The sequence below is a fragment of the Mycobacterium toneyamaense genome, assembly GCF_055384815.1.
Genome location: NZ_AP040333.1, coordinates 5,815,363 through 5,840,505 on the forward strand (window position 1 = coordinate 5,815,363; position 25,143 = coordinate 5,840,505).

The 25,143-nt window shown below is 66.7% G+C and carries 25 protein-coding genes; 9 read left to right on the plus strand and 16 right to left on the minus strand.

Features of this window, described 5'->3' with window-relative positions; all coding sequences use genetic code 11:
- Positions 1–7: 7 nt before the first annotated feature.
- A complete protein-coding gene (locus tag ACZ5IQ_RS28020; RefSeq protein WP_212807595.1) occupies positions 8–877 on the minus strand; it encodes a hypothetical protein in 870 nt (289 codons plus the stop codon).
- 1 nt (position 878) lies between these two features.
- Here ACZ5IQ_RS28020 and ACZ5IQ_RS28025 point away from each other — a divergent pair, with 1 nt between their 5' ends.
- The 4 genes from ACZ5IQ_RS28025 to rraA all read left to right on the plus strand — a co-directional run bounded on the left by ACZ5IQ_RS28025 (position 879) and on the right by rraA (position 3,357).
- Positions 879–1,028 (plus strand): hypothetical protein, encoded by a 150-nt coding sequence (locus ACZ5IQ_RS28025; protein WP_464480553.1) that lies wholly within the window; start codon positions 879–881, stop codon positions 1,026–1,028.
- 723 nt (positions 1,029–1,751) lie between these two features.
- Entirely contained in the window at positions 1,752–2,408 is a 657-nt protein-coding gene (locus ACZ5IQ_RS28030) for a DUF6474 family protein (RefSeq protein ID WP_212807597.1), read from the plus strand.
- A 21-nt stretch (positions 2,409–2,429) separates the two neighbouring features.
- Positions 2,430–2,852 carry a hypothetical protein gene (locus ACZ5IQ_RS28035; protein ID WP_212807598.1) on the plus strand — a complete coding sequence of 141 codons (423 nt, stop codon included), beginning with the start codon at positions 2,430–2,432 and terminating at the stop codon, positions 2,850–2,852.
- A 25-nt stretch (positions 2,853–2,877) separates the two neighbouring features.
- Positions 2,878–3,357: a ribonuclease E activity regulator RraA gene (gene rraA / locus ACZ5IQ_RS28040; protein ID WP_212807599.1), complete on the plus strand. Its 480-nt coding sequence runs from the start codon at positions 2,878–2,880 to the stop codon at positions 3,355–3,357.
- Between the two features lie 54 nt (positions 3,358–3,411).
- On the opposite strand, the gene ACZ5IQ_RS28045 is transcribed toward rraA, so the two are convergent.
- Positions 3,412–4,881, minus strand: a complete 1,470-nt coding sequence (locus tag ACZ5IQ_RS28045; protein WP_212807600.1) for a flavin-containing monooxygenase — start codon at positions 4,879–4,881, stop codon at positions 3,412–3,414.
- A gap of 78 nt (positions 4,882–4,959) precedes the next feature.
- On the opposite strand from ACZ5IQ_RS28045, the gene ACZ5IQ_RS28050 reads away from it, so the two are divergent.
- Positions 4,960–5,592 carry a TetR/AcrR family transcriptional regulator gene (locus ACZ5IQ_RS28050; protein WP_212807602.1) on the plus strand — a complete coding sequence of 211 codons (633 nt, stop codon included), beginning with the start codon at positions 4,960–4,962 and terminating at the stop codon, positions 5,590–5,592.
- Between the two features lie 17 nt (positions 5,593–5,609).
- Here the strand turns inward: ACZ5IQ_RS28050 and ACZ5IQ_RS28055 are convergent, their stop codons facing one another.
- The 3 genes from ACZ5IQ_RS28055 to ACZ5IQ_RS28065 are packed head-to-tail and all read right to left on the minus strand — an operon-like array spanning position 5,610 to position 7,951.
- Positions 5,610–6,794 (minus strand): FAD-binding domain, encoded by a 1,185-nt coding sequence (locus tag ACZ5IQ_RS28055; RefSeq protein ID WP_212807611.1) that lies wholly within the window; start codon positions 6,792–6,794, stop codon positions 5,610–5,612.
- A complete protein-coding gene (locus ACZ5IQ_RS28060; RefSeq protein WP_212807613.1) occupies positions 6,791–7,282 on the minus strand; it encodes a nitroreductase family deazaflavin-dependent oxidoreductase in 492 nt (163 codons plus the stop codon). The genes ACZ5IQ_RS28055 and ACZ5IQ_RS28060 overlap by 4 nt, the downstream gene beginning before the upstream one ends.
- Positions 7,283–7,324: 42 nt before the next feature.
- Entirely contained in the window at positions 7,325–7,951 is a 627-nt protein-coding gene (locus ACZ5IQ_RS28065; protein WP_212807615.1) for a TetR/AcrR family transcriptional regulator, read from the minus strand.
- Positions 7,952–8,008: 57 nt separating this feature from the next.
- Between ACZ5IQ_RS28065 and dinB the strand changes: the two genes are divergently transcribed.
- The gene (gene dinB / locus ACZ5IQ_RS28070) at positions 8,009–9,232 is read left to right on the plus strand and encodes a DNA polymerase IV (protein ID WP_212807617.1); all 1,224 of its coding nucleotides are present in this window, start codon (positions 8,009–8,011) and stop codon (positions 9,230–9,232) included.
- Between the two features lie 28 nt (positions 9,233–9,260).
- Entirely contained in the window at positions 9,261–9,692 is a 432-nt protein-coding gene (locus ACZ5IQ_RS28075) for a pyridoxamine 5'-phosphate oxidase family protein (protein ID WP_212807618.1), read from the plus strand.
- Here the strand turns inward: ACZ5IQ_RS28075 and ACZ5IQ_RS28080 are convergent.
- Genes ACZ5IQ_RS28080 through ACZ5IQ_RS28095 form a run of 4 tightly spaced genes read right to left on the minus strand, consistent with a single transcriptional unit; the run spans position 9,689 to position 11,864 of the window.
- On the minus strand, positions 9,689–10,081 hold the full coding sequence (locus ACZ5IQ_RS28080; RefSeq protein ID WP_212807620.1) for a hypothetical protein: 393 nt from the start codon (positions 10,079–10,081) through the stop codon (positions 9,689–9,691). The two genes, ACZ5IQ_RS28075 and ACZ5IQ_RS28080, sit on opposite strands and share 4 nt — an antisense overlap.
- On the minus strand, positions 10,078–10,398 hold the full coding sequence (locus ACZ5IQ_RS28085; protein ID WP_212807622.1) for a DUF4333 domain-containing protein: 321 nt from the start codon (positions 10,396–10,398) through the stop codon (positions 10,078–10,080). Before ACZ5IQ_RS28085 ends, ACZ5IQ_RS28080 begins: the two co-directional genes overlap by 4 nt.
- A 28-nt stretch (positions 10,399–10,426) precedes the next feature.
- The gene (locus ACZ5IQ_RS28090; protein WP_212807624.1) at positions 10,427–10,849 is read right to left on the minus strand and encodes a hypothetical protein; all 423 of its coding nucleotides are present in this window, start codon (positions 10,847–10,849) and stop codon (positions 10,427–10,429) included.
- 10 nt (positions 10,850–10,859) lie between these two features.
- Positions 10,860–11,864, minus strand: coding sequence for a PHP domain-containing protein (locus tag ACZ5IQ_RS28095; RefSeq protein ID WP_212807626.1), 1,005 nt, complete (start codon positions 11,862–11,864; stop codon positions 10,860–10,862).
- A 72-nt stretch (positions 11,865–11,936) separates the two neighbouring features.
- Between ACZ5IQ_RS28095 and ACZ5IQ_RS28100 the strand changes: the two genes are divergently transcribed.
- Positions 11,937–12,788: an LLM class F420-dependent oxidoreductase gene (locus ACZ5IQ_RS28100; RefSeq protein ID WP_212807628.1), complete on the plus strand. Its 852-nt coding sequence runs from the start codon at positions 11,937–11,939 to the stop codon at positions 12,786–12,788.
- 532 nt (positions 12,789–13,320) lie between these two features.
- On the opposite strand, the gene ACZ5IQ_RS28105 is transcribed toward ACZ5IQ_RS28100, so the two are convergent.
- The 4 genes from ACZ5IQ_RS28105 to gltB form a co-directional block, all read right to left on the minus strand.
- Complete coding sequence (locus tag ACZ5IQ_RS28105) at positions 13,321–14,112, minus strand: polysaccharide deacetylase family protein (RefSeq protein ID WP_029119172.1); 792 nt, start codon at positions 14,110–14,112, stop codon at positions 13,321–13,323.
- Positions 14,113–14,298: 186 nt separating this feature from the next.
- The gene (locus tag ACZ5IQ_RS28110) at positions 14,299–15,630 is read right to left on the minus strand and encodes a glycosyltransferase 87 family protein (RefSeq protein WP_406774503.1); all 1,332 of its coding nucleotides are present in this window, start codon (positions 15,628–15,630) and stop codon (positions 14,299–14,301) included.
- 148 nt (positions 15,631–15,778) lie between these two features.
- Positions 15,779–17,245 carry a glutamate synthase subunit beta gene (locus ACZ5IQ_RS28115; RefSeq protein WP_406784081.1) on the minus strand — a complete coding sequence of 489 codons (1,467 nt, stop codon included), beginning with the start codon at positions 17,243–17,245 and terminating at the stop codon, positions 15,779–15,781.
- Positions 17,238–21,845, minus strand: coding sequence for a glutamate synthase large subunit (gltB, locus tag ACZ5IQ_RS28120; protein WP_406774525.1), 4,608 nt, complete (start codon positions 21,843–21,845; stop codon positions 17,238–17,240). The genes ACZ5IQ_RS28115 and gltB overlap by 8 nt, the downstream gene beginning before the upstream one ends.
- 549 nt (positions 21,846–22,394) lie before the next feature.
- On the opposite strand from gltB, the gene aqpZ reads away from it, so the two are divergent.
- Entirely contained in the window at positions 22,395–23,144 is a 750-nt protein-coding gene (gene aqpZ / locus ACZ5IQ_RS28125) for an aquaporin Z (RefSeq protein ID WP_406774502.1), read from the plus strand.
- Here aqpZ and ACZ5IQ_RS28130 read toward each other — a convergent pair.
- The 3 genes from ACZ5IQ_RS28130 to ACZ5IQ_RS28140 form a co-directional block, all read right to left on the minus strand.
- Entirely contained in the window at positions 23,141–24,037 is an 897-nt protein-coding gene (locus ACZ5IQ_RS28130) for a DNA-3-methyladenine glycosylase family protein (RefSeq protein ID WP_406774501.1), read from the minus strand. The genes aqpZ and ACZ5IQ_RS28130 overlap by 4 nt on opposite strands.
- Positions 24,038–24,046: 9 nt before the next feature.
- The gene (locus ACZ5IQ_RS28135; protein WP_212807638.1) at positions 24,047–24,412 is read right to left on the minus strand and encodes a DUF427 domain-containing protein; all 366 of its coding nucleotides are present in this window, start codon (positions 24,410–24,412) and stop codon (positions 24,047–24,049) included.
- 99 nt (positions 24,413–24,511) lie between these two features.
- Positions 24,512–25,102, minus strand: coding sequence for a chitin-binding protein (locus ACZ5IQ_RS28140; protein ID WP_212807639.1), 591 nt, complete (start codon positions 25,100–25,102; stop codon positions 24,512–24,514).
- Positions 25,103–25,143: the final 41 nt, after the last annotated feature.

Here is a 25,143-nt window from a genome sequence, read left to right on the forward strand (position 1 = left end):
CATTGCCTCAGGTCATAAATCGTGCAGTGCCGCTGCGGCGGACCACGTGACCAGCGCGCGCCTGCCGGTAGCCGACCAGGCCACCGGCGCCCGTCAGGATGAGGATGCCGGTGAAGCCGGGAACGGCCACCGCGGCCACCTCGCTGAGACCGGCTGCGCGCAGGTAGTCAGGATATCCGGCGCGGAACGCGGGTTCAGCGATGATCTCGTTCTTGGTGCCGAACGTGGTCGGCTGCGGCGACCGCACCGCCGGGAGTTCTGCCGGGGCGCTGACGACGACCGGGTTGTCGAGCTTCAGCGCGGGAAACGCCGGCGTATCCAGCACCGGCGCCAGCGGTAGGCCCGCAGCCGGCACCGGCATGCGGTTCGGGCGCCCGACGTTCAGGTTCATGGTCGGAACGACTTGGGCACTCAGCATCGACAGCGACGTCTGCATGAAGGGCAGCGACGTCGCGGCGTCGAGCGTCGCGTTGGTGAGCCCTGCGACGAAGTCATAGACCGGCTCGATGTGGGCGAGGACGAAAACCGGGATCGCGGCGAGCTGCGCCAGCACCGGGATGTTCGACATGTCGGGCAGCTGGGGGAGCTGATCCCACTTCGGCAGTCGCGGCACCAGCGACGCCAGCGGGATCTTCGTCAGATCGATGCTCTGCACGGCCCCGGTCGGCGACGTGTGGACAGCCGCGGACGGCAGGGAGAACGTCAGACCCATCAGGTTGATGCTGGTGGTCGGTCCGGCCGGGGTCGCCTTGACCGTCGCCTTGGTGGGTGACGCGGTCGGCGACGCGGGGCTGTCCGAACCGCTTCCCGGCTTGACGCCGCCTGCGGTGGGCAGGCCGGGCAGCTTGGGCAGACCCGGGAGCGACGGCAGGCTCAAGATGTTGGGCAGGCTCGGGAACCGGATGGCGGGGGCGCTCGCCGCGGTCGCGGGCGCGGGACCGGTCGCGGCAGCCGGCTGCGGTTGGCTTGTCCCGCCCGTCGTCGCGGGTGCGGTGGTGCCGGACGTCGTACCGGTTTCGGTCTGCTGAGTCGACGAGCCGGCCGACGGCTGATGTTCGCCAGCGGCCGCGTTCGACGTTCCAGAATCCTCGGGCCGCCCCGGAGAAGTGACATTATTTTGTTTGCTGGGGGCGTTGCTTTCAGACGCATTCTTGCCGGATTCACCGGTTTTGCCGGGGTCGTGAACACCAGCTTCAGAACCACTCTTGGCAACGCCGCCGGAGGCACCGCGCTTATCCTTTTTGCCCCCAGAACCGGCGCCCCCGGCCGACGGCGCCTGTGACTGGCCGTCCGTCGGCTTGGCCGGCCGCGCCGGGGCCTTGTGCCCGCCACCAGCGGACGAGCTGCCACCGGGCTTCGTGCCGCCATGAGAAGCCCCGCCACCGTGGCCACTCGAGTCACTACCGGAAGCTGCCGTATCAGCGAAGGCGTTCGCACCACCCAGGCCAGCGATCAACAGCCCAGATGCCATCAGCGCGGCAGCTGTAGCTATTCGTTGGCGTGGCGCCATCGTTCCCTCTGCTTTCATGGCATCAAAAACCCGCTCCGATGAATTCCGAATAATTGTCGCACAGCCGCCGGACTTTGTTTGCTGGATAAAGTAGCGAGAAATGTGGGAAATTCCACCCCCGAATTGCGGCGGAATTCGACCCATGGCCCGATGCCCGATTCCGGCCCACGGACGATAAGGTGACGTCACCATCGCAGCAAGATCGTGCACACGTGTCGAGACGACCGGGAGGTCAGCCGGAATGGGCCTGTTCAAGCGACGCAAGAGCCGGGCAACCCGTCGCGCCGAGGCGAAGGCGATCAAGGCGAAGGCGAAACTCGAGGCACGGCTGTCCGCCAAGAACGAGGCCCGGCGCATCAAGGCGGAAGGCCGTCGGCAAACGAAACGGGACCGGGCCGGCGTCAAAGCCCAGCGGGACAGCGACAAGATGGCACTCAAGGTTGCTGAAACGCAGCTGCAGGCGGTCCGTGAAGGCAAGCTGCTGTCGCCGACCAAGATTCGCCGGCTGCTGATGGTGTCGCGAATCCTCACCCCCGTTGTCGTGCCCGTGGCGTACCGGGCCGCGATTGCCGCGCGCGGTCTCATCGACCAGCGCCGCGCGGACCAACTGGGTGTTCCGCTGAGCCAGATCGGGCAGTTCTCCGGTGCCGGCGGCGCGCTGTCCGCCCGGATCGCCGGTGCGGAGCGCTCGCTGCGCCAGGTCGCCGAGAACAAGCCCAAGGACGCCGAGACCAAGCAGTTCGTGGCGACGCTGTCGAGCAAGCTCGCCGATCTGTCCGCCGCGGTGACGGCGGCGGAGAACATGCCGGCGCCGCAGCGGCGGACCGCGCACGCCGCCATCGAAAGCCAGCTCGACGGCATCGACGCAGACGTCCTGGCCCGCCTCGGGGTGTCCTGACCCACCCGGAGGAGCACCCGCATGGCAGACGAGCAGAAGTCCCCCGACGAGGAGTCGCAACCCGGCGTCCCCCCGAAGGAGACGCCGGCCAAGAAGACGCCCGCGAAAAAGGCGCCCGCGAAGAAGGCTCCGGCCAAGAAGACGCCCGCCAAGAAGGTGCCGGCGAAGAAGACGCCCGCCAAGAAGGCCGCAACCACCGCGCCGGCCAAGAAGGCCCCGGCGAAGAAGGCTCCACCGAAGGTCGGGCCACCCGCACCCCCGGCTTCCGAGGCGCCGGCGCCCCAGCCGCCCGCTCCCGGGGCGCCCGCGCCCGCACCGCTGCCCGTGCTCGACCTGACTCCGCCCGTGCCGCAGCGCTCGCAGGTGCCGGTCACCGCGGTGATCGTCGCGAGCGTTCTGGCCCTGCTCGTCGTGCTGCTGGCCCGACGCCGCGCCGCCGGCTGACTCCGCGCCCTGAGATAATCGGCGGGTGACCATCGAACCCCGCGCCACTGCCGACCTCGTCGACGAGATCTATCCCGATGTCCGCAGCTGCGATCTGCAGCTGCAGAACTACGGCGGTCGAACCATGTTCGCCGGCCGCATCACCACGGTGAAGTGCTTCCAGGACAACGCCCTGCTCAAGTCGATCCTGTCGACGCCGGGCGACGGCGGCGTCCTCGTGGTCGACGGCGACGGATCACTGCACACCGCCCTCGTCGGCGACATCATCGCCGGCCTCGCGCACGACAACGGCTGGTCGGGCGTCATCGTCAACGGCCCGGTGCGCGACGCGTCGACGCTGCGCACCATCGACGTCGGCATCAAGGCGCTGGGCACGAACCCCCGCAAGGGCACCAAGACCGGCGCCGGCGAGCGCGATGTCGAGGTGACCTTCGGCGGCGTCACCTTCGTCCCGGGTGACATCGCCTACTGTGACGAGGACGGCATCGTCGTCGTCACACCGTGACATCAACACGGAAAAGCCCCCACCGTGAGGTGGGGGCTTTTCTCGTCTGACGGATCAAACCGTCACTGCGGCACGGTGTTTCGTGAACTGCAGCGCCTGCTCGTCGACCTTGCCGTACCGGATGGTCCGCATGTCGAAGAAGTAGTTCTGCTTGAGCTTCCACGGCGCTTCCGAACCCGACTTGGGCAGGCTGTCCATGGCCCGCTTGAAGTAGCCGGGCGTGAAGTCCATGAACGGCAGCTCGTCGACGCTGTCGCCCGGGTGCTGCGGCTCGACGCGGTCGAATCCGTTGGCGTCCATGTAGTTCAGCACGCGGCAGATGAACTCGGACACCAGGTCGGCCTTGAGCGTCCAGGACGCGTTGGTGTAGCCGAAGGTGATCGCCATGTTCGGCACGCCCGACAGCATGAGGCCCTTGTAGGTCATGCAGGACGGCAGGTCGATCGGCTCGCCGTTGCGGTTGGCGGTCGCGCCACCGAACAGCTGCATGTTCAAACCCGTTGCGGTGACGATGATGTCGGCCTGCAGCTCCTCGCCGGAGGTCAGCTTGATGCCATTCTCGGTGAAGGTCTCGATGGTGTCGGTGACGACGCCGGCCTTGCCCGAGCGGATGGCCTTGAACAGATCGCCGTTGGGCGCCAGGCAGACTCGCTCGTCCCACGGGTTGTAGCGCGGGCTGAAGTGCTTGTCGTAGTCGAAGCCCTCCGGCAGCCGGCGCTCGGCCATCTGGCGCAGCGCCTTCTTGAACACGGCCGGGAACTTGCGGGCGAGCTGGTACTGCCCGGTGCTGTAACCGATCTGCTTCCAGCGGTTCACGAAGTGCGCCAGGTGCTTCGGCAGATATTTGTTGGCCTGCTTGGCAATCGGGTCCTCGAGTGGCAGCGCACCGATGTAGGTGGGCGAGCGCTGCAGCATGGTCACGTGCCCGGCGCCGCCGTTCACCAGTGACGGGATCAGCGTGACGGCCGTGGCGCCGGAACCGATCACGACGATGTTCTTGCCGGTGTAATCGAGGTCCTCGGGCCAGTGCTGCGGGTGCACGATCTGGCCCTTGAAGTCGGCCGCGCCGGGGAACTCGGGCGAGTAGCCCTCGTCGTAGTTGTAGTAGCCGCTGCACACCGACAGGAACGACGCGGTGACCTGCTTTTCCTCGCCGCCGGCGGTGATGTTGATGGTCCAGCGGTTCTCGGCGTCCGACCAGTCGACCGAGGTGACGTGCTGGCCGGTGCGGATGTGCTGGCGGATGCCGTTCTCGTCGGCGGCCTCGTTGATGTAGTTCCAGATCGACTGGCCGTCGGCGATCGACTTGGCCGACTCCCACGGCTTGAACCGGAAGCCGAGGGTGAACATGTCGGAGTCCGAGCGGATGCCGGGGTACTTGAACAGATCCCAGGTGCCGCCGATGTTCTCCCGACGCTCCAGGATCACGTAGCTCTTGGTGGGGCAGCGGTCCTGGAGGTGCCAGGCGGTGCTGATGCCGGAGATGCCAGCACCGACGATGACAACATCGAAGTGTTCGATCATGGTACCGACGGTATCAACATGGTGTTGAGTCGGTCAACGGTGTGTTGAAAAACTCGACAAACTGTTAGGCTCAGCTGCGTGAGTACCGCTGCGCAGACCCGGGCGCCCCGGGGCCGTCGTGCGGCACGCCCCTCGGGCGACGAGCGCGAAGCGGCCATCCTCGCCACCGCAGCCGCCCTGCTCGAGCAACGCTCGTTCTCCGAGATTTCCGTCGATGACCTGGCCAAAGGCGCCGGCATCTCCCGCCCCACGTTCTACTTCTACTTCGCGTCGAAGGAAGCCGTGCTGCTGTCGTTGCTCGATCCGCTGATCAAGCGCGCCGACACCGGCTTCGACGGCGCGCTCGAGGACATGCCGGCGGACCCGAAGAAGGCCATCCGGCACGGCATCGAGATCTTCTTCAGTTCATTCGGCTCGCACCCGGCCACCGCCCGGGCCGGCGTCGAAGCGGTCAGAACAGTTCCCGAACTCCGCGAGTTCTGGGCCGGGCTCATGCAGAAGTGGATCAACCTCACCGCCGCACTGATCGCCGCCGAACGCTCGCGCGGCGCCGCGCCGGACACCCTGCCCGCCCGGGATCTGGCCACCTCGCTGAACCTGATGAACGAGCGCATGATCATGGCCACCCTGGCCGGCGAGCCGGGCGCCGTCGCGCACGACGACGTCGTGAACACCCTCACCCACATCTGGCTGAGCAGCATCTACGGCTGAAGTCCGCCACTCTTGCGCTACATCGCGTAATCCGGCAATTCGATGTCGTCGCGGAATTCCCGCCGGATCACCCAGGCCGCCAGTGCCGGGATATCCAGCAGCCGGCTGACGCGGTTACGGGTCCAGAGGCCGACCGAGGTCCGCGGTGCCAATACGCCCGCGAAAGCTCTGGCGGACTCTTGTTTGCCCTCGATCAGCGGTTGGACCAGCTGCTCATAGCGGCGAAACGCTTCACCGTGCTCACCGCCGGACCGGTCGAGTTCGCCTGCGAGCACGTACGCCTGGAGCATCGCCAGTCCGGTTCCCTCGCCCGCCAGCAACGACACGCACGAAGCTGCGTCCCCGACCAGTGCGACGCGACCCTGCGACCAGCGGTCGATCTTGATCTGACTGACCCGATCGAAGTACAGATCCTCGGCCCGATCCAGCGCGGCGAGGATTGCCGGGCACTCCCATCCGTCATCGCCGAAAACCCGCCGCAAAGCTCTCCGGACAGCGGTGCCGTCGGCCGTCTCCGCAGCGGTCAGCTGATCGTCGGAGACGATGAACAGGAACAGGGTCTTATCGTTCCGCTGCGCAAACCGGGCGACCACGCGCCCAGGCCTGCCGTGGGCGAGGTAGACGAGTTCATCGCGCGAGCGGTATCCGTCGGATTCGAATGCCGCGACCCAATAGCCCAGCTGCCTCTGGAATGTGGGGTCAGTGCCGAAAACCAGACTGCGCACCGTGGAATGAATGCCGTCGGCGCCGATCACTAGGTCGAACTCGCGGTGCCCGCCGTGTTCGAGCACGACCTCCACTCCCTCGTCAGATTGTTCGATCGCGGTGATCCGGTCGCCGAACACCGTCTCGACGTCGTCTCCGACTGCCTCGTAGATCAGCCTCGCCAGCTCGCCGCGCGGCAAGCTGATGTATCGCCCGTCGAAGACCCGCCGGAACGGGCTGACGGCGAACCCGCCTGTCTTGCGGCCGCGGCCATCGACCAGCCGGACCTGCTCGATCCCGTAGCCTGCCCGCTGTATTGCATCCGCCAAGCCCATCCGCTCGGCGATCGCGTAGCCGACGCCCCAGAAGTCGATGAGGTAGCCGCCGGTGCGTAGCTGCGGCGCCGTCTCGATCAGCACCGGGTCATGGCCGCTGCGGGACAACCAATAGGCCAGTGTCGGCCCGGCTATGCCCGCGCCACTGATGGCGATCTTCATGAGGTCGTGTCGAGCCGCAACTCGACCATCGGGAGCGCCGTGTGGGTTGGGCTCACTTCGGTACCCAAGGTCTGGTCGAGGACGCCTTTGAGTCGGGCCCAGGCGCGCGGATGACGGTCGATGTACGCACCCAGTGCCCGGTCGGCGGCCGACGGTGGCAGCACCCGCGCCGTCGCTGCCGTCGGCGGGCGGCTACCGGCGTAGACCCGCACCCGCGGATTGGCCGAAATGTTGCGGAACCAGTGGGCTTTCGTACCGAATCCGGAAGCCACCACGTAGGTAGCGGCCGACGGATGGTCGATGACTTCGAGGACGACGTAGCGGCGTGCCCCCGATGTGCGTCCGGTGTGTTCCAGCATCAGCATCCGCGATCCGAACAGCGCGCCCGCACGGGTCCGATAGATCCAGATCGGCGCGCGTACCAAGCGTCGGCACCGCAGCAGCCTGGCACCGCCGGCCGCCAAGCCACCAGTACGGGGCGTGGACATTGTTGTCTCCCTACCTTTCTCGCGCACTGTCGATGAGGCCGCTCACGTGGTGCCAGGCGATCCGGTCAGGCCATCGCGGTAGATGGCGAAGGCTTCGGTGGCCCAGCGCTCCATGCCGGCGGCGGTCAGCGGGTCGACCCCGAGCACTTCCGCGACGCGCCGACGCAGCATGAGCACCGCCAGGTCGTTGAGCAACAAGAAGGCCGCGCGCACCGCCGGATCGTCGCCGGCATCCGCCGTTCCGGCCGCCACCATCGCGCCGAGCGCGTCCTGGCTGATGGCGTACAACCGGGCGAACAGAACGGATCCCATTGCGCCGCCGGCGATCAGCGATCGGCCCAGGTAATCCGGAATCGGCGACTGTGGCGGCAGGTGGACGGCGAAGGCCTCGAGCAGCGTCGGCGTCGCGGAGGGCTGCGTGCCGTCTTGGACCGGTGCTGTCACCTCGGTCAGCAGCGCCTCCAGGGTCTGCACGACGTAGTTGTCGACCGCGTCCACCAGTCCGTCTTTCGAGCCGTAGTGCCGGACCAGCAGCGCGGGCGAGACACCAGCCGCGGCGGCGATGTCGCGCATCGTCACCGCGTCGGCACCGCGCTCGGCGAACAGGCGCAGGGCCTCGTCGCGAATCCGTGCCCGCGCGGTCCGGTCGTCGACCATGGGTGAATGCATGTTCACCAATGTAAACAATTGTTCAGCCGAGCGCCAGGCATTCATCGATGCGAACATATGTGCGAAGATTGGCCGGTGTCGGACGTTGAAGCAGCCGCGATCCTGCATGCCGACCTCGACTCGTTCTACGCATCGGTCGAGCAGCGTGATGATCCCGCGCTGCGCGGCCGGCCGGTGATCGTCGGCGCCGGTGTGGTGCTGGCGGCCAGCTACGAGGCCAAAGCGTTCGGCGTGCGCACCGCGATGGGCGGGCATCAGGCCCGCGGCCTGTGCCCGCAGGCCATCGTCGTGCCGCCGCGGATGTCCGCCTATTCAGAGGCGAGCCGCGAGGTCTTCAAGGTTTTCCATGACACCACGCCGCTGGTCGAGCCGCTGTCGGTCGACGAGGCCTTCCTCGACGTCAGCGGCCTCGGCCGGGTGTCCGGCACCCCGGTGCAGATCGGGGCAGCGTTGCGGGAAGCGGTGCGTGAGCGTGTGGGGCTGCCGATCACCGTCGGCATCGCGCGCACCAAGTTTCTGGCGAAGGTCGCGAGCCGCGAAGCCAAGCCCGACGGACTACTACTGGTGCCGCCGGACCGCGAGCAGGCCTTCCTGCATCCGCTTCCGGTGCAACACCTCTGGGGCGTCGGCGCCAAGACTGCGGAGAAGCTGCGCGAACACGGCGTCGAGACGGTGGCCGACGTCGCGGCCCTCACCGAGTCGGCGCTGGGCGCCATGGTGGGCGCGGCCATGGGGCGTCAGCTTTTCGCGTTGTCGCACAACATCGACCGCAGGCGTGTCACCACCGGCGTGCGACGACGGTCCGTCGGCGCCCAGCGCGCGGTGGGACGGCGTGGAAACACCATGTCCGACAACGACATCGACGCGATGATCATCAACCTGATCGACCGCATCACCCGCCGCATGCGCAGCAGCGGCCGAACCGGCCGGACGGTCGTCCTGCGGCTGCGGTTCGACGACTACAGTCGCGTGACGCGCTCGCACACCATGCACCGCGCGACCGCGTCGACCGAGGAAATCCTCACGGCCGCACGTGGATTGGTGGCGGCCGCCGGACCGATGATCGCCGAACGCGGCCTGACGCTGATGGGGTTCTCGGTGTCGAACGTCGACACCGCCGGCACCGAGCAGCTCGAGCTGCCCTTCGACGGCGAACCCGACACCGCCGCGGTGGACTGCGCCGTCGACCTGGTGCGCCAGAAGTTCGGCAACGCGTGCCTGACGCGCGGCGTGCTGGTCGGCAAGGACCCCGGCTGGGAAATGCCGATGCTGCCGGAATAGCGCGGAACGAAGCGGCGTTGGCGGAGTCATGCCGAGAAAACTGACCGAAGCCGAGCGTGAACAGTTCCTCGCCGACAAGCACGTAGGGGTGCTGTCCGTTGCCGCCGAAGATGGCCGTCCGCCGTCGAGTGTCCCCATCTGGTACGACGTCACCTCCGACGGGCTGATCCGGATCAACACCGGCGCCGGCAGCCGCAAGGCGAAGCTGATCCAGCAGGCGGGCGTAGTCTCGCTCGTGGTCCAGCGGGAAGAGCCTCCCTACCAGTACGTGATCGTCGAAGGCTCGGTCGTCGACACCGCCACGCCCGCGCCGGAAGACGCACGGGAAGCCATCGCGATCCGCTATCTGGGGGAAGAGGCCGGGCGCGAGTTCGTCCGTTCGATGGCAGGTGTTGCCACCGTCTTGTTCACTGTCCGCCCCGACCGCTGGCTCACGGCCGACTTCTCTGAAGAGGTCTAACCCACGCGATACGTCCATCCCGCATCGGCGACGCACTGCTGGATCGGGACCTTGATGTCGTCGGTCGTGATCAGGTGGTGCGTGCAGTTCGAATTGCCCGACCAGAACAGCTTCAGGTCGCCGGTGTCGTGGCACTCGATCCATTGGCCTTCGGCGTCCTGGCGCCATTCGACGAGGTGATCCACCGCGTGCAGGAGCCGGCTCTCGGCATCCAGGCGCAGATGGATTTGGAAGGTCAGCGCCACGGCCAGGTCTTCGAGCACCTGTCGCCAGTCCGGATCGTCCGACTTCCACTCGGCCACGAGGTCGACGCCCTCGGGAGCGCCGTCGCGGATGAGCCACGGGCGCGCCGGACTGTTCAGCTGCAGTAGCCGGTCGTGCAGGGTCACTTACCGGGGATGATTTCGATGCTGAGTGCGATGTCGGAACCCCGGATATCCGCGACTCGCGCCGTCGCGTGGCGACTCGTCTTGCCCGTGACGACGGTGCAGGTCTGGGTGGCCCCGATGGTGGCCTCGATGCCACCGTCGCAGGACACGGAATCGATGTTCGACGCGGTCTGCGTGCTCAGCTTGTTCTTGACCGCCGTCTCCAATTTGTCCTTGGACATGGTGGTGGCCCCGCTACCGACGTGAAACGAACACGAGGCCAGCAGAACTGCCGCAGCCAGCGTGGCGACCCGACGCGCTTTCGATCGAAGTGCCATGTTCACCGAGTATGCCCGCACACCGGCTTCAGAACTGCGCAACCACAAATCCCGACAACAGCACCAGGAATCCGCCGACCTCACCGAGGATCAGCGCCACCATCCCGGCGTGCAGACCACCGCTGGGGTGCTCGAACTGGTTGGTGGTGTCCTGCCGGAGCCCATGCTGGATGTACGCGGCGATGGCGACGACGAAGAAGAACACCAAAACCATTGCGGCCGTGAGGTTCACCCACGCCGGCCAGGAACTGAGCTGGACGAACACCGCCACCAGCAGTGTGGAGAACGAGTACAGCAGCGCGGCCCGGTGTGCGATGTCGACGTAGGGGTGGGCCAGATGGTCGGGGTTGACGGCCATCTGCCGGTACTTCCAGATGCCGAGGATCAGGGCCAGCAAGAAGATCAGGCCGGCGGCGAAAAGCGTGATGACGGTTGCGGTACCGAGAACCATGCGCCAGACGCTACGCGGCGGCCCAGGACAGCAGTCGCTCGACCGGCCAGGTGTTGACGATCCGGTCCTGCGGAACACCGGCATCCAGCGCCCGCTGCGCCCCGTAGCCGAGAAAGTCCAGCTGGCCGGGCGCATGCGCGTCGGTGTCGATCGAGAACAGACACCCGGTGTCCAACGCCATGTTCAGCAGCCGGGTCGGCGGGTCGCGCCGCTCAGGGCGCGAATTGATCTCCACCGCAACATCATTGGCGGCGCACGCCGCGAACACCGCTTCCGCGTCGAACTTCGATTCCGGCCGGGTGCCGCGCGAGCCCTCGACGAGGCGACCGGTGCAGTGACCCAGCACGTTCGCCTGCCCACCGGACACCGCGCGGACCATGCGCCGGGTCATCGCGGCGGCGTCCATGGCCAGCTTGGAGTGCACGCTGGCGACCACCACGTCCAGCCGCTCCAGCAGTTCGGGTTCCTGATCCAGCGAGCCATCTTCGAGGATGTCGACCTCGATGCCGGTGAGAATCCGCATCGGCGCGAACCGGTCCCGGATTTCGTCGATGACGTCCAGCTGCTGACGGAGCCGGTCCGGACTGAGCCCGTTCGCCACGGTCAGCCGCGGCGAGTGGTCGGTGAGCGCACAGTACTCGTGGCCCAAACGCTGTGCGGTGGCCATCATTTCACTGATGGGCGCCGAACCGTCGGACCAGTTGCTGTGCAGATGCAGGTCGCCCTTCAGCGCAGTGCGCAGCGCTCCCCCGCCCAAATCTGCTGCCGCCGTACGAAGTTGGACGAGCGCGTCGGGCTCACGACCGGCCCAGGCCTGCGCGATCACGGCTGCGGTCTTGGGTCCGACGCCGGCCAGCGTCTGCCAGCCGTTGGTGCGGCCCAGCTTCTCGCGTTGTTCGGGTGTCAGCGCCTCCACCACATCCGCGGCCTTGCGATAGGCCATGACGCGACGGGATTCCTCACGAGCGCGGTCCTTATAGAAGGCGATCTCCCGCAGCGCGGCCACTGGGTCCATGGCATCCAGTCTGCCAATGCGCGGAGGAAACTCACAGGAATTAGGAGCCCGTCGTGACTAGTTTCAATAAGCGTGCGATTCGCCTTCAAAACCTCACCGCAAGACACCACCTGGTCGGACATGCTCGCCGTTTGGCAGGCTGCCGACGACATCGACGTGTTCGAGTCCGGCTGGACCTTCGACCACTTCTATCCGATCTTCTCCGATTCGACCGGCCCCTGCCTGGAGGGCTGGGTCACGCTGACCGCGCTGGCGCAGGCCACCAAACGGCTGCGGGTCGGCGTCCTGGTCACCGGCATCCACTATCGACACCCGGCAGTGCTGGCCAACATGGCGTCCGCGCTGGACATCGTCTCGAACGGCCGGCTGGAGCTCGGTATCGGCGCCGGTTGGAACGAAGAGGAGTCCGGCGCCTATGGCATCGAGCTCGGCTCGGTCAAAGAGCGGTTCGACCGCTTCGAAGAGGCCTGCGAGGTGCTCAAAGGCCTGCTCAGCCAGGACACCACTACCTTCGACGGCAAGTTCTATCAGTTGAAGGACGCCCGCAACGAGCCGAAGGGGCCGCAGCAGCCGCATCCGCCGTTCTGCATCGGCGGTAGCGGCGAAAAGCGGACCCTGAAGATCACCGCCAAGTACGCCGATCACTGGAACTTCGTCGGCGGGACGCCGGAAGAGTTCGCCCGCAAGCGCGACGTGCTCGCCGCGCATTGCGCCGACATCGGCCGCGACCCCAAGGAGATCACCCTGTCGGCGCACGTCCGGCTCGGCCAGGACTGCGACTACCGCAAGGTGGTCGACGAGGCTGCGGGCCTGGGCGCCGAAGGCCTGGACCTGGCGATCATCTACATCCCCCAACCGCATGACCCGGCCGTGCTGGAGCCGCTGGCCGAAGCCATCCGGGACTCAGGCCTGCTCACTGCCTGAGATACGGCAACCGCCCGGAGCCGAGAATTCGGTTCCGGGCGGGCGTGCGTTCTTAATTATCGCGGAGGTCACAAATCGATAACGATCAGCAAAGCAGCTGACGTTACTGCCGAATACCGTCGGCCAGAGCGGTCGAGCGAGCGCTAGACGCCGAAGCGGACCATGTCCGCAGCGGTGACCAGACGCTCGTTCTTGGCCGGAAACTCACGGCTCTTGACCGGGTGGCGGAGCAGGGACCAGGCAATACGTCCCATGCGTGAACGCGATAGCGGGTTGTTGTACACGGTGATCACTCCTGCGGTCGGCGATTGGTTGCACCGTGGGGCCAGACTATCGCACGGCCCCCGCGATTTCATTACAACGCCGGTCATCGGCAAACCTTTGGAGGCGCGCCGAAAGTAACAGCGGCGTGTCGCGTGTGACTGGTGTGATTCATGTTGCGGAAGAAGCCCTTAATGGCCTCTTAATTTAAGAGAGTGACCAGCCGGGCAAGTGACCCACCAGACAATATGAGCTATGTCACTCGGGTGAATCAGACCGGAAGCTCGCGCGGCTTCCGGAACACGTCATCCAGTGTGACGGTGCGCAGATTGCGCTCCTTCAGCAGATCGACCAGTTGGCCGTAGACGTGCGTCACCGGCAGGTGGTTGAGATGGCCGATGACCACCGTCTGCTCCGTGAAGTACTTGCCCGCCATCTTGAGGATGTAGTCCTCGGTGACGATGTTCTCGTCGCCCAGCGATCCCGTCCACATGGTCGGCGTCGAGTAGCCGAGCTCCGCGGCGATCTTGTCGACGATCGCGTTGTGGCTGCCGTACGGCGGCCGGTAGTACGGCCGGGAGTCGACCCCGAAGGTCGACTGCAGGAACTTGTGGTTGCGCTCCAACTGGTCGACGATCTCGTCCTTGGACAGTTTCGCCAGGTCCGGATGCGACCAGGTGTGGTTGCCCAGCTGAATCTGGCCCGACTCCACGAGCGGCAGCATCAGGTCCCGGTTCTCGGTCCACGACTGGTAGCGGCCGTTGACGAAATAGGTGAGCCGCATGCCGGTGTCCCGTGCGAGCTTGGTGTACGCGCGCACCACCTCGGAACTCACGCCGTCGTCGAGCGTGATCGCCACGCGGTTGCCGGCCACGTCCGGCAGGCTGCTGAGCTCGCCGCCGCCCGGCAACGCCAATCCCATGCCCCGCTGTACCGGTTCCTTCGGAGCCTTCGGCGGCGCCGCGGCCACGGTCGCGGCCGGTCCGTCGACGGCGCACCGCGCCAGGCCGACGCCGGCCACCACCGAGGCCGACAAGCCCACGAGAAAGCGTCGCCGGCTCAGCTCGGAGCCGGCGAACAGGGATGCGGGTGCGCTGGTGTAGTTCGCCATAAGTATTCAGTTCTGGTCGATCGGGACCCGAACCGATCAATTGTGCAACTCCAGTCACACCAGCCTCACGCGACACACCCGACGGTATCGAGTCGTTATCAACGGCATCATCAGGTACCGAGGCGCGCCCCGACCGCGCTAGACGCGAGCAGGCACCTCGTCGTCAAGGAATTCCGGCGGGTAGTCCCCGAGATCGTCGGCACTCATGGCCGTCGCGCCCACCACACGCGGCTCCGACGTACTCAACCGCAACCAACCGACCGCACCGATCAGGAAGCACAGGTACACCAGCGGATACCAGCCGCTCATCACTTGGCCGATCCAGAACGGCCGCAGGTCGAGGAAATTCCAGTACACGCCGCTGAAGTACATCGTGGTGTGGTTCCGGCCGGGTTTGTGCAGCGTCCACATGAACACCGCCGCGAACAAGCCGGCGGCACGGTACGCCCAGCCCCGAGCCCAACCACCCTGCGTCGTACAGGCTTTCCCGACGAGCCAGAAGATCACCGGCGCGAACCAGACCCAGTGCGCAGCCCAGCTGAACGGCGAGACGGCACAACCGGTCAGGCCCACCACCACGAGAGCCAGGGCCTGCTCGCCGCGGCGGTGGGCCCACCACGCCACCGCCAGTCCGGCAACCAGGACCAAGAGGCTCAGGGTGATCCACAACCATTCAGGCCGTGGAAGTGGTGCGAAGAAGCGCGCGAGAAAGCCGTTGATCGACTGGTTCGCCAGGTGATCGATAGGCGCGATGTGCGTGGTATCTCCGAGGTGACTCCAGAACCAACCGCTGTCCGCCGGAAGGAATGGCCAGGTACCTACCATCGTTGCCACGAAAGTCCCTGTGGCAACGGCAAAAGTACGCCATTGTCGAGTCAGCAGCAGGTACGGCAGGAACACCAGCGGCGTCAGCTTGATGCCCGCCGCCAGCCCCAACCCGATACCTCGAGAACGGGAAGCTTTGGGCCGCAACAGATCCAGCAGCACCATCGCCATGAGCAGCACATTGATCTGTCCCCACCAGAGCGTGGCCTGCACCGGCTCGACATCTATGACCGTCACGCCGAGTGCCGCGCTGACCGTCGCCAGTCGCCAGTCAGCGCGAACGCCGGCCAATCGCATTGTGCGCCAAGCCAACAGCGCCAAAAGCCCTACCGACAGGACCAACAGCGACCACTTCGCGACTTCGAAGCCGGCCAACGCGAAAGGGGCAAGCAGCACTGTCGCGAACGGCGGGTAGACGAACCACGCCTCTTTCAACGCCGGCGTCTCGTACAACGGCTTGCCGTGCCAGAGCCCATCGACCGCAGCTCGGTACGTCGACAGGTCGAAGTCGTTCTCCATCAATCCGAAGAACTTCACATCGAACGGCACCAGCTGGTTGTGCACCACCAACGCCAGTATCGCGACCGCGACCGCACCCAACACCACTGGATGCGGCAGTCGCGTCGGCCCTCCCCCACTGCTCACCGGCCGATTTTATCGAGCAGTGCGTGCGGCGCCCGTCGCCAATCTGCACCACCCATGCAGCGTGAGAGTCACCGGTTCTGCGTTCCTGACGTGAAAAAACCGTGGCCCGGCGGTGCATCGCACCACCGGGCCACGGTTGATTGTCAGATCAGCGCTGCGGCGCAGCCGTCGGCTTGATGGGCTTCGGCAGCGCCGACTCACCCATCAGGTAGCGGTCCACGCCGGCGGCCGCGGCGCGGCCCTCGGCAATGGCCCACACGATCAGCGACTGACCGCGGCCCATGTCACCGGCGACGAAGACGCCGGGCACGGTGGTCTGGAAGTCGTTGTCCCGGGCCACGTTTCCACGGTCGGTGAGCTCGACGCCCAGCTCGGTCAGCAGGCCCTCACGCTCGGGGCCGACGAAGCCCATGGCCAGGAAGACGATGTCCGCCGCGAGTTCGAAGTCCGAACCCTCGACCTTCTCGAACTTGCCGGCCTTCATGACGACCTCGTGCACCTTCAGCGCCGAGACCTTGCCGTCGGTGCCCACGAACTCCTCGGTGTTGACCGAGAAGACGCGCTCGCCGCCCTCTTCGTGTGCCGAGGACACCCGGAACATGAGCGGGTAGGTCGGCCACGGGGTCGACTCGGCGCGCTCCTCCGGCGGACGCGGCATGATCTCGAACTGGTGGACGCTCTCGGCACCCTGCCGGTGGGCGGTGCCCAGGCAGTCGGCGCCGGTGTCACCGCCACCGATGATGACGACCTTCTTGCCCTTGGCCGTGATCGGCGGCTCGCCGTCGGGTCCGAGGACGTCGTCGCCCAGCTGCACGCGGTTACCCCAGGGCAGGTACTCCATGGCCTGGTAGATGCCCTCGAGCTCGCGGCCCGGGATCGGCAGGTCACGCCATGCGGTCGCGCCGCCGGCCAGGACCACCGCGTCGTAGTCTTCCTGCAGCTGCTCGACGGTGATGTCGACGCCGACGTTGACGTTGGTCCGGAACTGCGTGCCCTCGGCCGTCATCTGCTCCAGACGACGGTCGATGTGCCGCTTCTCCATCTTGAATTCCGGGATGCCGTAACGCAGCAGACCACCGATGCGGTCGGCCCGCTCGAGCACGGTCACGTCGTGGCCGGCGCGAGTCAGCTGCTGGGCAGCGGCCAGACCGGCCGGTCCGGAACCGACGACGGCGACCTTCTTGCCGGTCTTCACGTCCGGGATCATCGGCTTGACCCAGCCCTGGTCGAAGGCGTTGTCGATCAGCTCGACCTCGACCTGCTTGATCGTCACCGGGTCCTGGTTGATGCCGAGGACGCACGACGCCTCACACGGCGCCGGGCACAGCCGCCCGGTGAATTCCGGGAAGTTGTTGGTGGCGTGCAGGCGCTCGATGCCGTCGCGCCAGCGGTCCCGGTACACCAGGTCGTTCCACTCGGGGATGAGGTTCCCGAGCGGACAACCGTTGTGGCAGAACGGGATACCGCAGTCCATGCAGCGCGAGGCCTGGACCTGCAGGGTCTCCTTGGAGAACTCCTCGTAGACCTCTTTCCAGTCCTTGAGGCGCAGGTCGACCGGCCGGCGGACCGGGGTCTGACGGTGGGTGTGCTTGAGGAAGCCGTTCGGATCAGCCACGAGCGGCCGCCATGATCGCTTCGCTGACGTCCTCGCCGGCGGCCTCGGCCCCGGCGATCGCCTCCAGTACCCGCTTGTAGTCGCGAGGCATCACCTTGATGAACTGCTCCTTCTGATTCTGCCAATCGGCCAGAATCCGCTGTCCCACAGCCGATTCGGTGCCATCGACATGGGCGGTGATGATCTCGTGCAGCCACAGTTCGTCGGTGGCGTCCAGCGCATCGAGATCGACCATCTCGCCATTGATGTTGCCCGGCAGGGCGCCCTTCGGGTCGTAGACGAAGGCCATACCGCCGGACATACCGGCGGCGAAGTTACGGCCGGTCTCGCCGAGGATGACGACCTTGCCACCGGTCATGTACTCGCAACCGTGGTCGCCCACGCCCTCGACGACCGCGACGGCGCCCGAGTTACGCACCGCGAACCGCTCGCCCACCACACCGCGCAGGAACGCCTGCCCGCTGGTGGCACCGAACAGGATCACGTTGCCGCCGATGATGTTCTCCTCGGCCACGTAGCCGGCGGGCGCGTTCTTCGACGGGCGCACCACGATGCGTCCACCCGAAAGACCCTTGCCGACATAGTCGTTGGCGTCGCCGTTCACCCGGAGGGTGATGCCCTTGGGCAGGAACGCGCCGAAGCTGTTACCCGCCGAGCCGTCGAACGTGATGTCGATGGTGCCGTCCGGCAGACCCTGGCCGCCGTGAACCTTCGTGACCTCGTGGCCCAGCATGGTGCCGACGGTGCGGTTCACGTTGGTGATCTTCATGGCGAGGCTGACCGGCACCTCGGACTCGATGGCGTCCCGGCACTCGGCGATCAGCTGCTGGTCGAGCGCCTTGTCCAGACCGTGGTCCTGGCTCGACGTGCAGTACAGATCCTGCTTCATGAAGGCCGACTCCGGTTCGTACAGCACCGGGGTCAGGTCCAGCTTCTGCGCGCGGTAGTGCGCGATGGCCTTGCTGGTGTCCAGCGCGCCGACCTGGCCGACCATCTCGTTGATGGTGCGGAAGCCCAGCTGCGCCATGAGTTCGCGGACCTCTTCTGCGATGAACAGGAAGAAGTTCTCGACGAATTCCGGCTTGCCGGTGAACCGCTCGCGCAGCACCGGGTTCTGGGTGGCCACACCCACGGGGCAGGTGTCGAGGTGGCAGACGCGCATCATGATGCAGCCCGAGACCACCAGCGGTGCGGTGGCGAAACCGAATTCCTCGGCGCCCAGCAGCGCGGCGATGACGACGTCGCGGCCCGTCTTGAGCTGACCGTCGACCTGCACGACGATGCGGTCGCGCAGACCGTTGAGCAGCAGGGTCTGCTGCGTCTCGGCCAGGCCCAGCTCCCACGGTGCACCCGCGTGCTTCTGCGAGGTCAGCGGCGTCGCACCGGTGCCACCGTCGTGCCCGGAGATGAGCACCACGTCGGCGTGCGCCTTCGAGACACCCGCGGCGACGGTACCGACGCCGTTCTCCGACACCAGCTTCACGTGGATACGGGCCTCGGGGTTGGCGTTCTTCAGGTCGTGGATCAGCTGCGCCAGATCCTCGATCGAGTAGATGTCGTGGTGCGGCGGCGGCGAGATCAGGCCGACACCCGGGGTCGAGTGGCGCACCTCGGCCACCCACGGGTACACCTTGTGCCCCGGAAGCTGACCGCCCTCACCGGGCTTGGCGCCCTGGGCCATCTTGATCTGGATGTCGGTGCAGTTCGTCAGGTAGTGCGACGTCACACCGAAGCGGGCCGACGCGACCTGCTTGATGGCGCTGCGCCGCCAGTCGCCGTTGGCGTCCCGCTCGAAGCGCTCGACGTTCTCGCCGCCCTCACCCGAGTTCGACCGTCCGCCAAGGCGGTTCATGGCGATGGCCAGCGTCTCGTGGGCCTCGGCCGAGATCGAGCCGTAGCTCATCGCGCCGGTGGAGAACCGCTTGACGATCTCGCTGGCGGGTTCGACCTCGTCGATCGAGATCGGTTCGCGCACACCTTCTTTGAACGTGAACAGGCCACGCAGGGAGGCCATGCGCTCGCTCTGGTCGTCGACCAGCTTGGTGTACTCCTTGAACACCGAGTACTGCCCGGTGCGGGTGGAGTGCTGCAGCTTGAACACCGTGTCCGGGTTGAACAGGTGGTATTCGCCCTCGCGGCGCCACTGGTACTCGCCGCCGACCTCGAGCTCACGGTGTGCCCACTCGTCGGGCCGGTCGAGGTAGGCGAGGCTGTGCCGCGCCGCGACGTCGGCCGCGATGTCGTCGAGGTCGATGCCGCCGGTCGGACAGGAGATGCCGGTGAAGTACTCGTCGAGCACGCGCTGGCTGATGCCGACGGCCTGGAACAGCTGGGCGCCGGTGTAGGAGGCCAGCGTCGAGATGCCCATCTTGGACATCACCTTCAGCACACCCTTGCCGGCGGCCTTGACGTAGTTGGCCTTGGCCTGGTCGCTGGTCAGACCGGTGATGACACCGCGGTCGACCATGTCCTCGACGGTCTCGAAGGCCATGTACGGGTTGATGGCGGCCGCGCCGACACCCACCAGCATGGCCATGTGGTGCACCTCGCGGGCGTCACCGGACTCGACCACGAGGCCGACCTGGGTGCGGGTGCGTTCCCGGACCAGGTGGTGGTGGACGGCCGCCGTCGACAGCAGCGACGGGATCGGCGCAAGCCATTCGTTGGACTCACGGTCCGACAGCACGATGATGCGGGCACCGTTGCGGATGGCCTGCGACACCTTGGTGCGGACGTCCTCCAGGGCGCGGCGCAGACCCTCTCCACCGTCGGCGACGGGGTACAGGCAGCTGATGACCGCGGCGCGCATGCCGTGCTTGCGGCCCCGGATCTCGTGGTCGGGGTCGACGCAGATCAGCTTGGACAGGTCGCCGTTGCGCAGGATCGGCTGCGGCACGACGATCTGCCGGCACGAGTTCTCGTCCGGGTTCAGCAGGTCACCCTCGGGGCCGATGACGCCCGAGAGGCTGGTGACGACCTCTTCGCGGATGGCGTCCAGCGGCGGGTTGGTGACCTGTGCGAACAGCTGCTGGAAGTAGTCGTAGAGCATCCGCGGCCGCTGCGAGAGCACAGCGATCGGGGTGTCGGTACCCATGGAGCCCAGCGCCTCGGCGCCGGTGCGGGCCATCGGCACGATCAGCTGATTGACCTCTTCGTTCGTGTAGCCGAACGCCTGCTGGCGCAGCACCACGCGGTGGTGCGGCATCTTGACGTAGTCGCCCGGGGGCAGATCGTCGATGTGGAACAGGCCGTTGTCGAGCCACTCCTGGTAGGGGTGCTCGGCCGCGAGCTTGTCCTTGATCTCCTCGTCGTCGACGATCCGGCCTTCGGCCATGTCCACGAGGAACATCCGGCCGGGCTGCAGGCGCATCTTCTTGACGACGGTCGAGGGGTCCAGATCCAGGACGCCGGCCTCAGAGGCCATGACGACGAGCCCGTCATCGGTGACCCAGATGCGCGAGGGGCGCAGGCCGTTGCGGTCCAGGACCGCGCCGACGATGGTGCCGTCGGTGAAGCACACCGACGCGGGTCCGTCCCACGGCTCCATGAGCGATGCGTGGTACTGGTAGAACGCCCGGCGGGCGGGGTCCATGGTCTCGCTGCGTTCCCATGCCTCGGGGATCATCATCAGCACGGCGTGGTGCAGCGGACGTCCACCCAGGTGCAGGAGTTCGAGCGCCTCGTCGAACCGTGCGGTGTCCGAGGCGCCCGGCGTACAGACCGGGAAAATCTTGTTCAGGTCGTTGTGGTACCCGAACACGTCGGTGTGGATGAGCGCCTCACGGGCCCGCATCCAGTTCTCGTTGCCGTTGACGGTGTTGATCTCACCGTTGTGCGCGACCCGGCGGAACGGGTGCGCCAGCGGCCACGACGGGAACGTGTTGGTCGAGAAGCGCGAGTGCACGATGCCCAGCGCGCTCTTCATCCGCTCGTCCTGCAGGTCCAGGTAGAACGCCTTGAGCTGCGGGGTGGTGAGCATGCCCTTGTAGACGATGGTCTTGCCCGACAGGCTCGGGAAGTACACCGTCTCGCGACCGGGGCCGTCCTGGCCCGGGCCCTTGGTTCCCAGCTCGTGCTCGGCGCGCTTGCGGATGACGTAGGCGCGGCGCTCGAGCTGCATGCCGTCGGCGCCGGCGATGAAGATCTGCCGCAGGGTCGGCATGGCGTCACGCGCCAGCGCACCGAGCGACGACTCGTCGAACGGCACATCGCGCCAGCCCAGGACCTGCAGGCCCTCGGCTTCGACGATCTTCTCGACGGCCTCGCACGCCAGCTTGGCGTCGCGGGCCGACTGCGGCAGGAAAGCGATGCCCGTGGCGTAGCTGCCTTCGGCAGGAAGCTCGAAGCCTTCCTCGGCGCACACGGCGCGGAGGAACTCGTCGGGAACCTGCAGCAGGATGCCTGCGCCGTCGCCGGTGTTCGGCTCGGCACCTGCGGCACCGCGATGCTCCAGGTTCAGCAGTGCCGTGATCGCCTTGTCGACGATGTCGCGGCTCCGACGTCCGTGAATGTCCGCGACCATGGCGACGCCACAGGCGTCGTGCTCATGCGCGGGGTTGTACAGCCCGACCTTGCTGGGTCCGCCGTGCTGCGGCGCCATTCCCACCTAACCCTTCACCATCTTCTTTACGAAGCATCGCTTGACCGCCGCTTTCAACGGCGTCAGCGGACTGAGCGACGGTATGCCAGCGTGCAGCACTGAACGACGGGCCGTCCCGCTCGCCTCGATTGAGACAAAACGATATGACAAACCCGGCCTGACATGCCAACTTAGGCAGACCTAATGAGGTTGCTGTGACTGTGTTGCACAGCACTCTAAAGCTACCGGTCGGTAGGGCCAATTTTATTGGAGCCCTTGCGTTTTCGCCAATCAATTCCGGTCACACCCCGACGGGGCCCACCTGCACCACTGGTCACGACACCGCAATATGGTTTGCTAGAAGTCACATTTACGCAGGCTGTTACCAAAAGTTTATTTGCTGCAAAGATTGCTCAGATTCTTAGATTCCGGGCCGGTCAGCGGGCACCCGCCGGTCACCTTTGAGCTGCTATTCAGCAACAGCCGGGCTCCCGGCCGCCCACCGGTGGGATCCTCGAAATGCTGTTTGCTGACCCGGCTTTTTCGACAGGAATTGGAGGGTTCGACCAAATGAGTGCTCCCACGATGACACACAAGCTGGCGGCGGAGGCCGTCGGCACCTTCTGGCTCGTGCTCGGCGGTTGCGGCGCCGCGGTCTTCGCCGCCAATCCCACCGAACACACCTCTATCGGCATCGGATTCCTCGGTGTCGCAATAGCTTTCGGCCTCACGGTACTGACGGGCGTCTACGCCTTCGGCACCGTCTCGGGCGGCCATTTCAATCCCGCGGTCACGCTCGGCGCGGCCCTGGCCCGGCGGATCGACTGGAAGGCACTGCCTAGGTACTGGATCGCCCAGGTCATCGGCGGCCTCATCGCCGGCGCGGTCATCTACTGGATCGGCAGCGGCCAGAAGGGCTGGTCGGCGACCGGCAACATGGCCGCGAACGGTTTCGGGGACCACTCCCCGGAACATTTCGGCCTGGCGTCGGTGCTCATCACCGAAATCGTCCTGACCGCGATGTTCCTGTTCGTGATCCTGGGCTCCACCGACGCCCGGGCGCCGAAGGGCTTCGCCGGACTGTCCATCGGCCTGTCCCTGACCCTGGTCCACCTGATCTCGATCCCGATCTCCAACACCTCGGTGAACCCGGCCCGCTCGACCGGCGTCGCGTTCTTCAACGGCAACGGGGCGCCGACGCAGCTGTGGGTGTTCTGGCTGGCGCCGTTGGTCGGCGCCGCCATCGCGGGCATCGCCTATCCGCTGTTGTTCGGCACGGCCGAGACGGATCACGAAGCCGACGTCGTGGCCGCCGCCTAGATTTCCTTCAGGCTGGGAATCGCCTGGCGCGCACCGAATCTCGGATTGCGCGCCAGGCCGCTGGCCTCGAGCAGCCGTACCGCCCGATGCCGGTGCGGCCGGAGCGGTTCCAGCAGTTCGACCATCGCGGCGTCGTCGATCGGGTGGCCCAGCAGGGTCCAGCCCACCATCTTGGCCAGGTGATAGTCGCCGACCGAGAGCGCGTCGGCGTCGCCGAACGCCTTCTGCACCGTCTCGGCGGCCGTCCAGAGCCCGACTCCCGGCAACGACATCAGGGCCGTGATCGCGGTCTCGGCGGTCAGCCGCTCCAGCGCGTCGGCCCGCTGTGCGCAGCCGACCAGGGTGCGGGCCCGGCCCGGATCCACGTTCGCGCGGTGGAATTCCCAGGACGGGATGCGGCGCCACGCCTCGGCAGTCGGCGGCAGCCGCATGCCGGCCGGCGCCGGGCCGGGCGCAGGTGCGCCATACCGCACGGTGAGCTTGCGGAACGAATTCCACGCATCCCGGCCTTGCACCCGTTGCTCGAGGATCGCCGGGACCAGTGCCTCCAGCACCCGTCCGGTCCGGCACACGCGCAGGTGCGGCACGCGGCGCCAGGCCTCGGCAATGGTCGGTTCGGTGGGTGCGAATCCCGTGGCGTCGTCTTCGGCGCCGACCAGCGCGGGTAGGCGGTCCAGGAACTCGGCGGCGCCGTCGCCCCACACCTCGCAGTCGACGGTCCTGAGATCGGGTGAGCTGAGGCGCGCGGTGACCCCGCCGGTGCGCATCAGGCTGGTCCGCCAGATGACGCCGTCGACGGTCCGGAAGGTCGGATCGGTCCCTCCGCGGCGCAGCGGCGACAACGTCAGGCCGAGGCCGGCCGGGCCGTCCAGGGCCAGGCTGGCGGTGGGCACGGCTCCAGGTTAGGCGGGGTGCACCACGATGTCGGCCTTGTCGGGGTAGAACGCCACCCGGCCGGCGATCTCAGCCACCGCGGGGTACGGCTGTTCGTACGTCCAGATGACGTCTTCGACGCCGCCGACGTGGTAGTAGCCGGCGTCACCCTTGTACGGGCAGTAGCTGGTGGTCGTACTTCGGGACAGCTCCGTCTGGTCGACGTCGGCGAGCGGAACATATTGCACCGCTGGGTAATTCGACTCTTGCAGAGTGAGTGCGTCAGTGGTGTCCGCAACCACGCGGCCGTTGACCGTCACGGTGACACGTCCGGCGGTCGGCGTGATGGTGATGGGGTGAGCCGCACTGGGCTCGAGCACGGGACGCTCGGTCATGTTCAGTGCAACACCTTTCCCGGCGGCGCCGATTCCCGACATGACGCTGGGCCTGTCACCAGTGACAGGCCCAGCCATCAGACGGCAACTACTGACGGATTACAGCGCAATCCAGATGCCGAAGAACCAGAAACCCCACGCCATGAAGCCTGGATCCCACACCGGGTAGACGGTGTAGCCCCAGTAGTCGAACGGGGGCGGCGGCGGTGCCCACGGCGGGGGCGCCACCCAGATGATGTTCGGCCTGGGCGGTGGTCCCCAGCCCCACGGCCCAGGACCATGGCCCCACGGCGGCGGGCCGCCACGCCAGTGCCAGTCGCCCGGTCCCGGGTCGCCCGGCCTGGGGTGCCAGTTCCCCTGGTCGCCGGGATGCCAGTCCCCACGGCCATTGTCGTTGTCGCCCGGGTGCCAGTCGTCGTGATTGCCCGGGTTACCTGGCGGTGGCCCACCCGGCCCGCCGCCGGGATCACCGGGGTTTCCAGGTGGACCGCCGGGGTTTCCAGGTGGACCGCCGGGGTTTCCGGGCGGACCGCCGCCACCCGGTCCGTGTCCGTTACCCGGACCGTTGCATACCTGCATCGGCGGGCAGGGTGCAGGCTTCGCCTGCGCGATATTGACTCCTAATCCCATAATCGCCGCGCTCACACCGGTGGTGAGCGCGGTAGCTGCCACAAACGTCTTTTTGCTCATATCAACCCAACTCCTTCGTTGGAAGGTGCCGTCACGCGGTA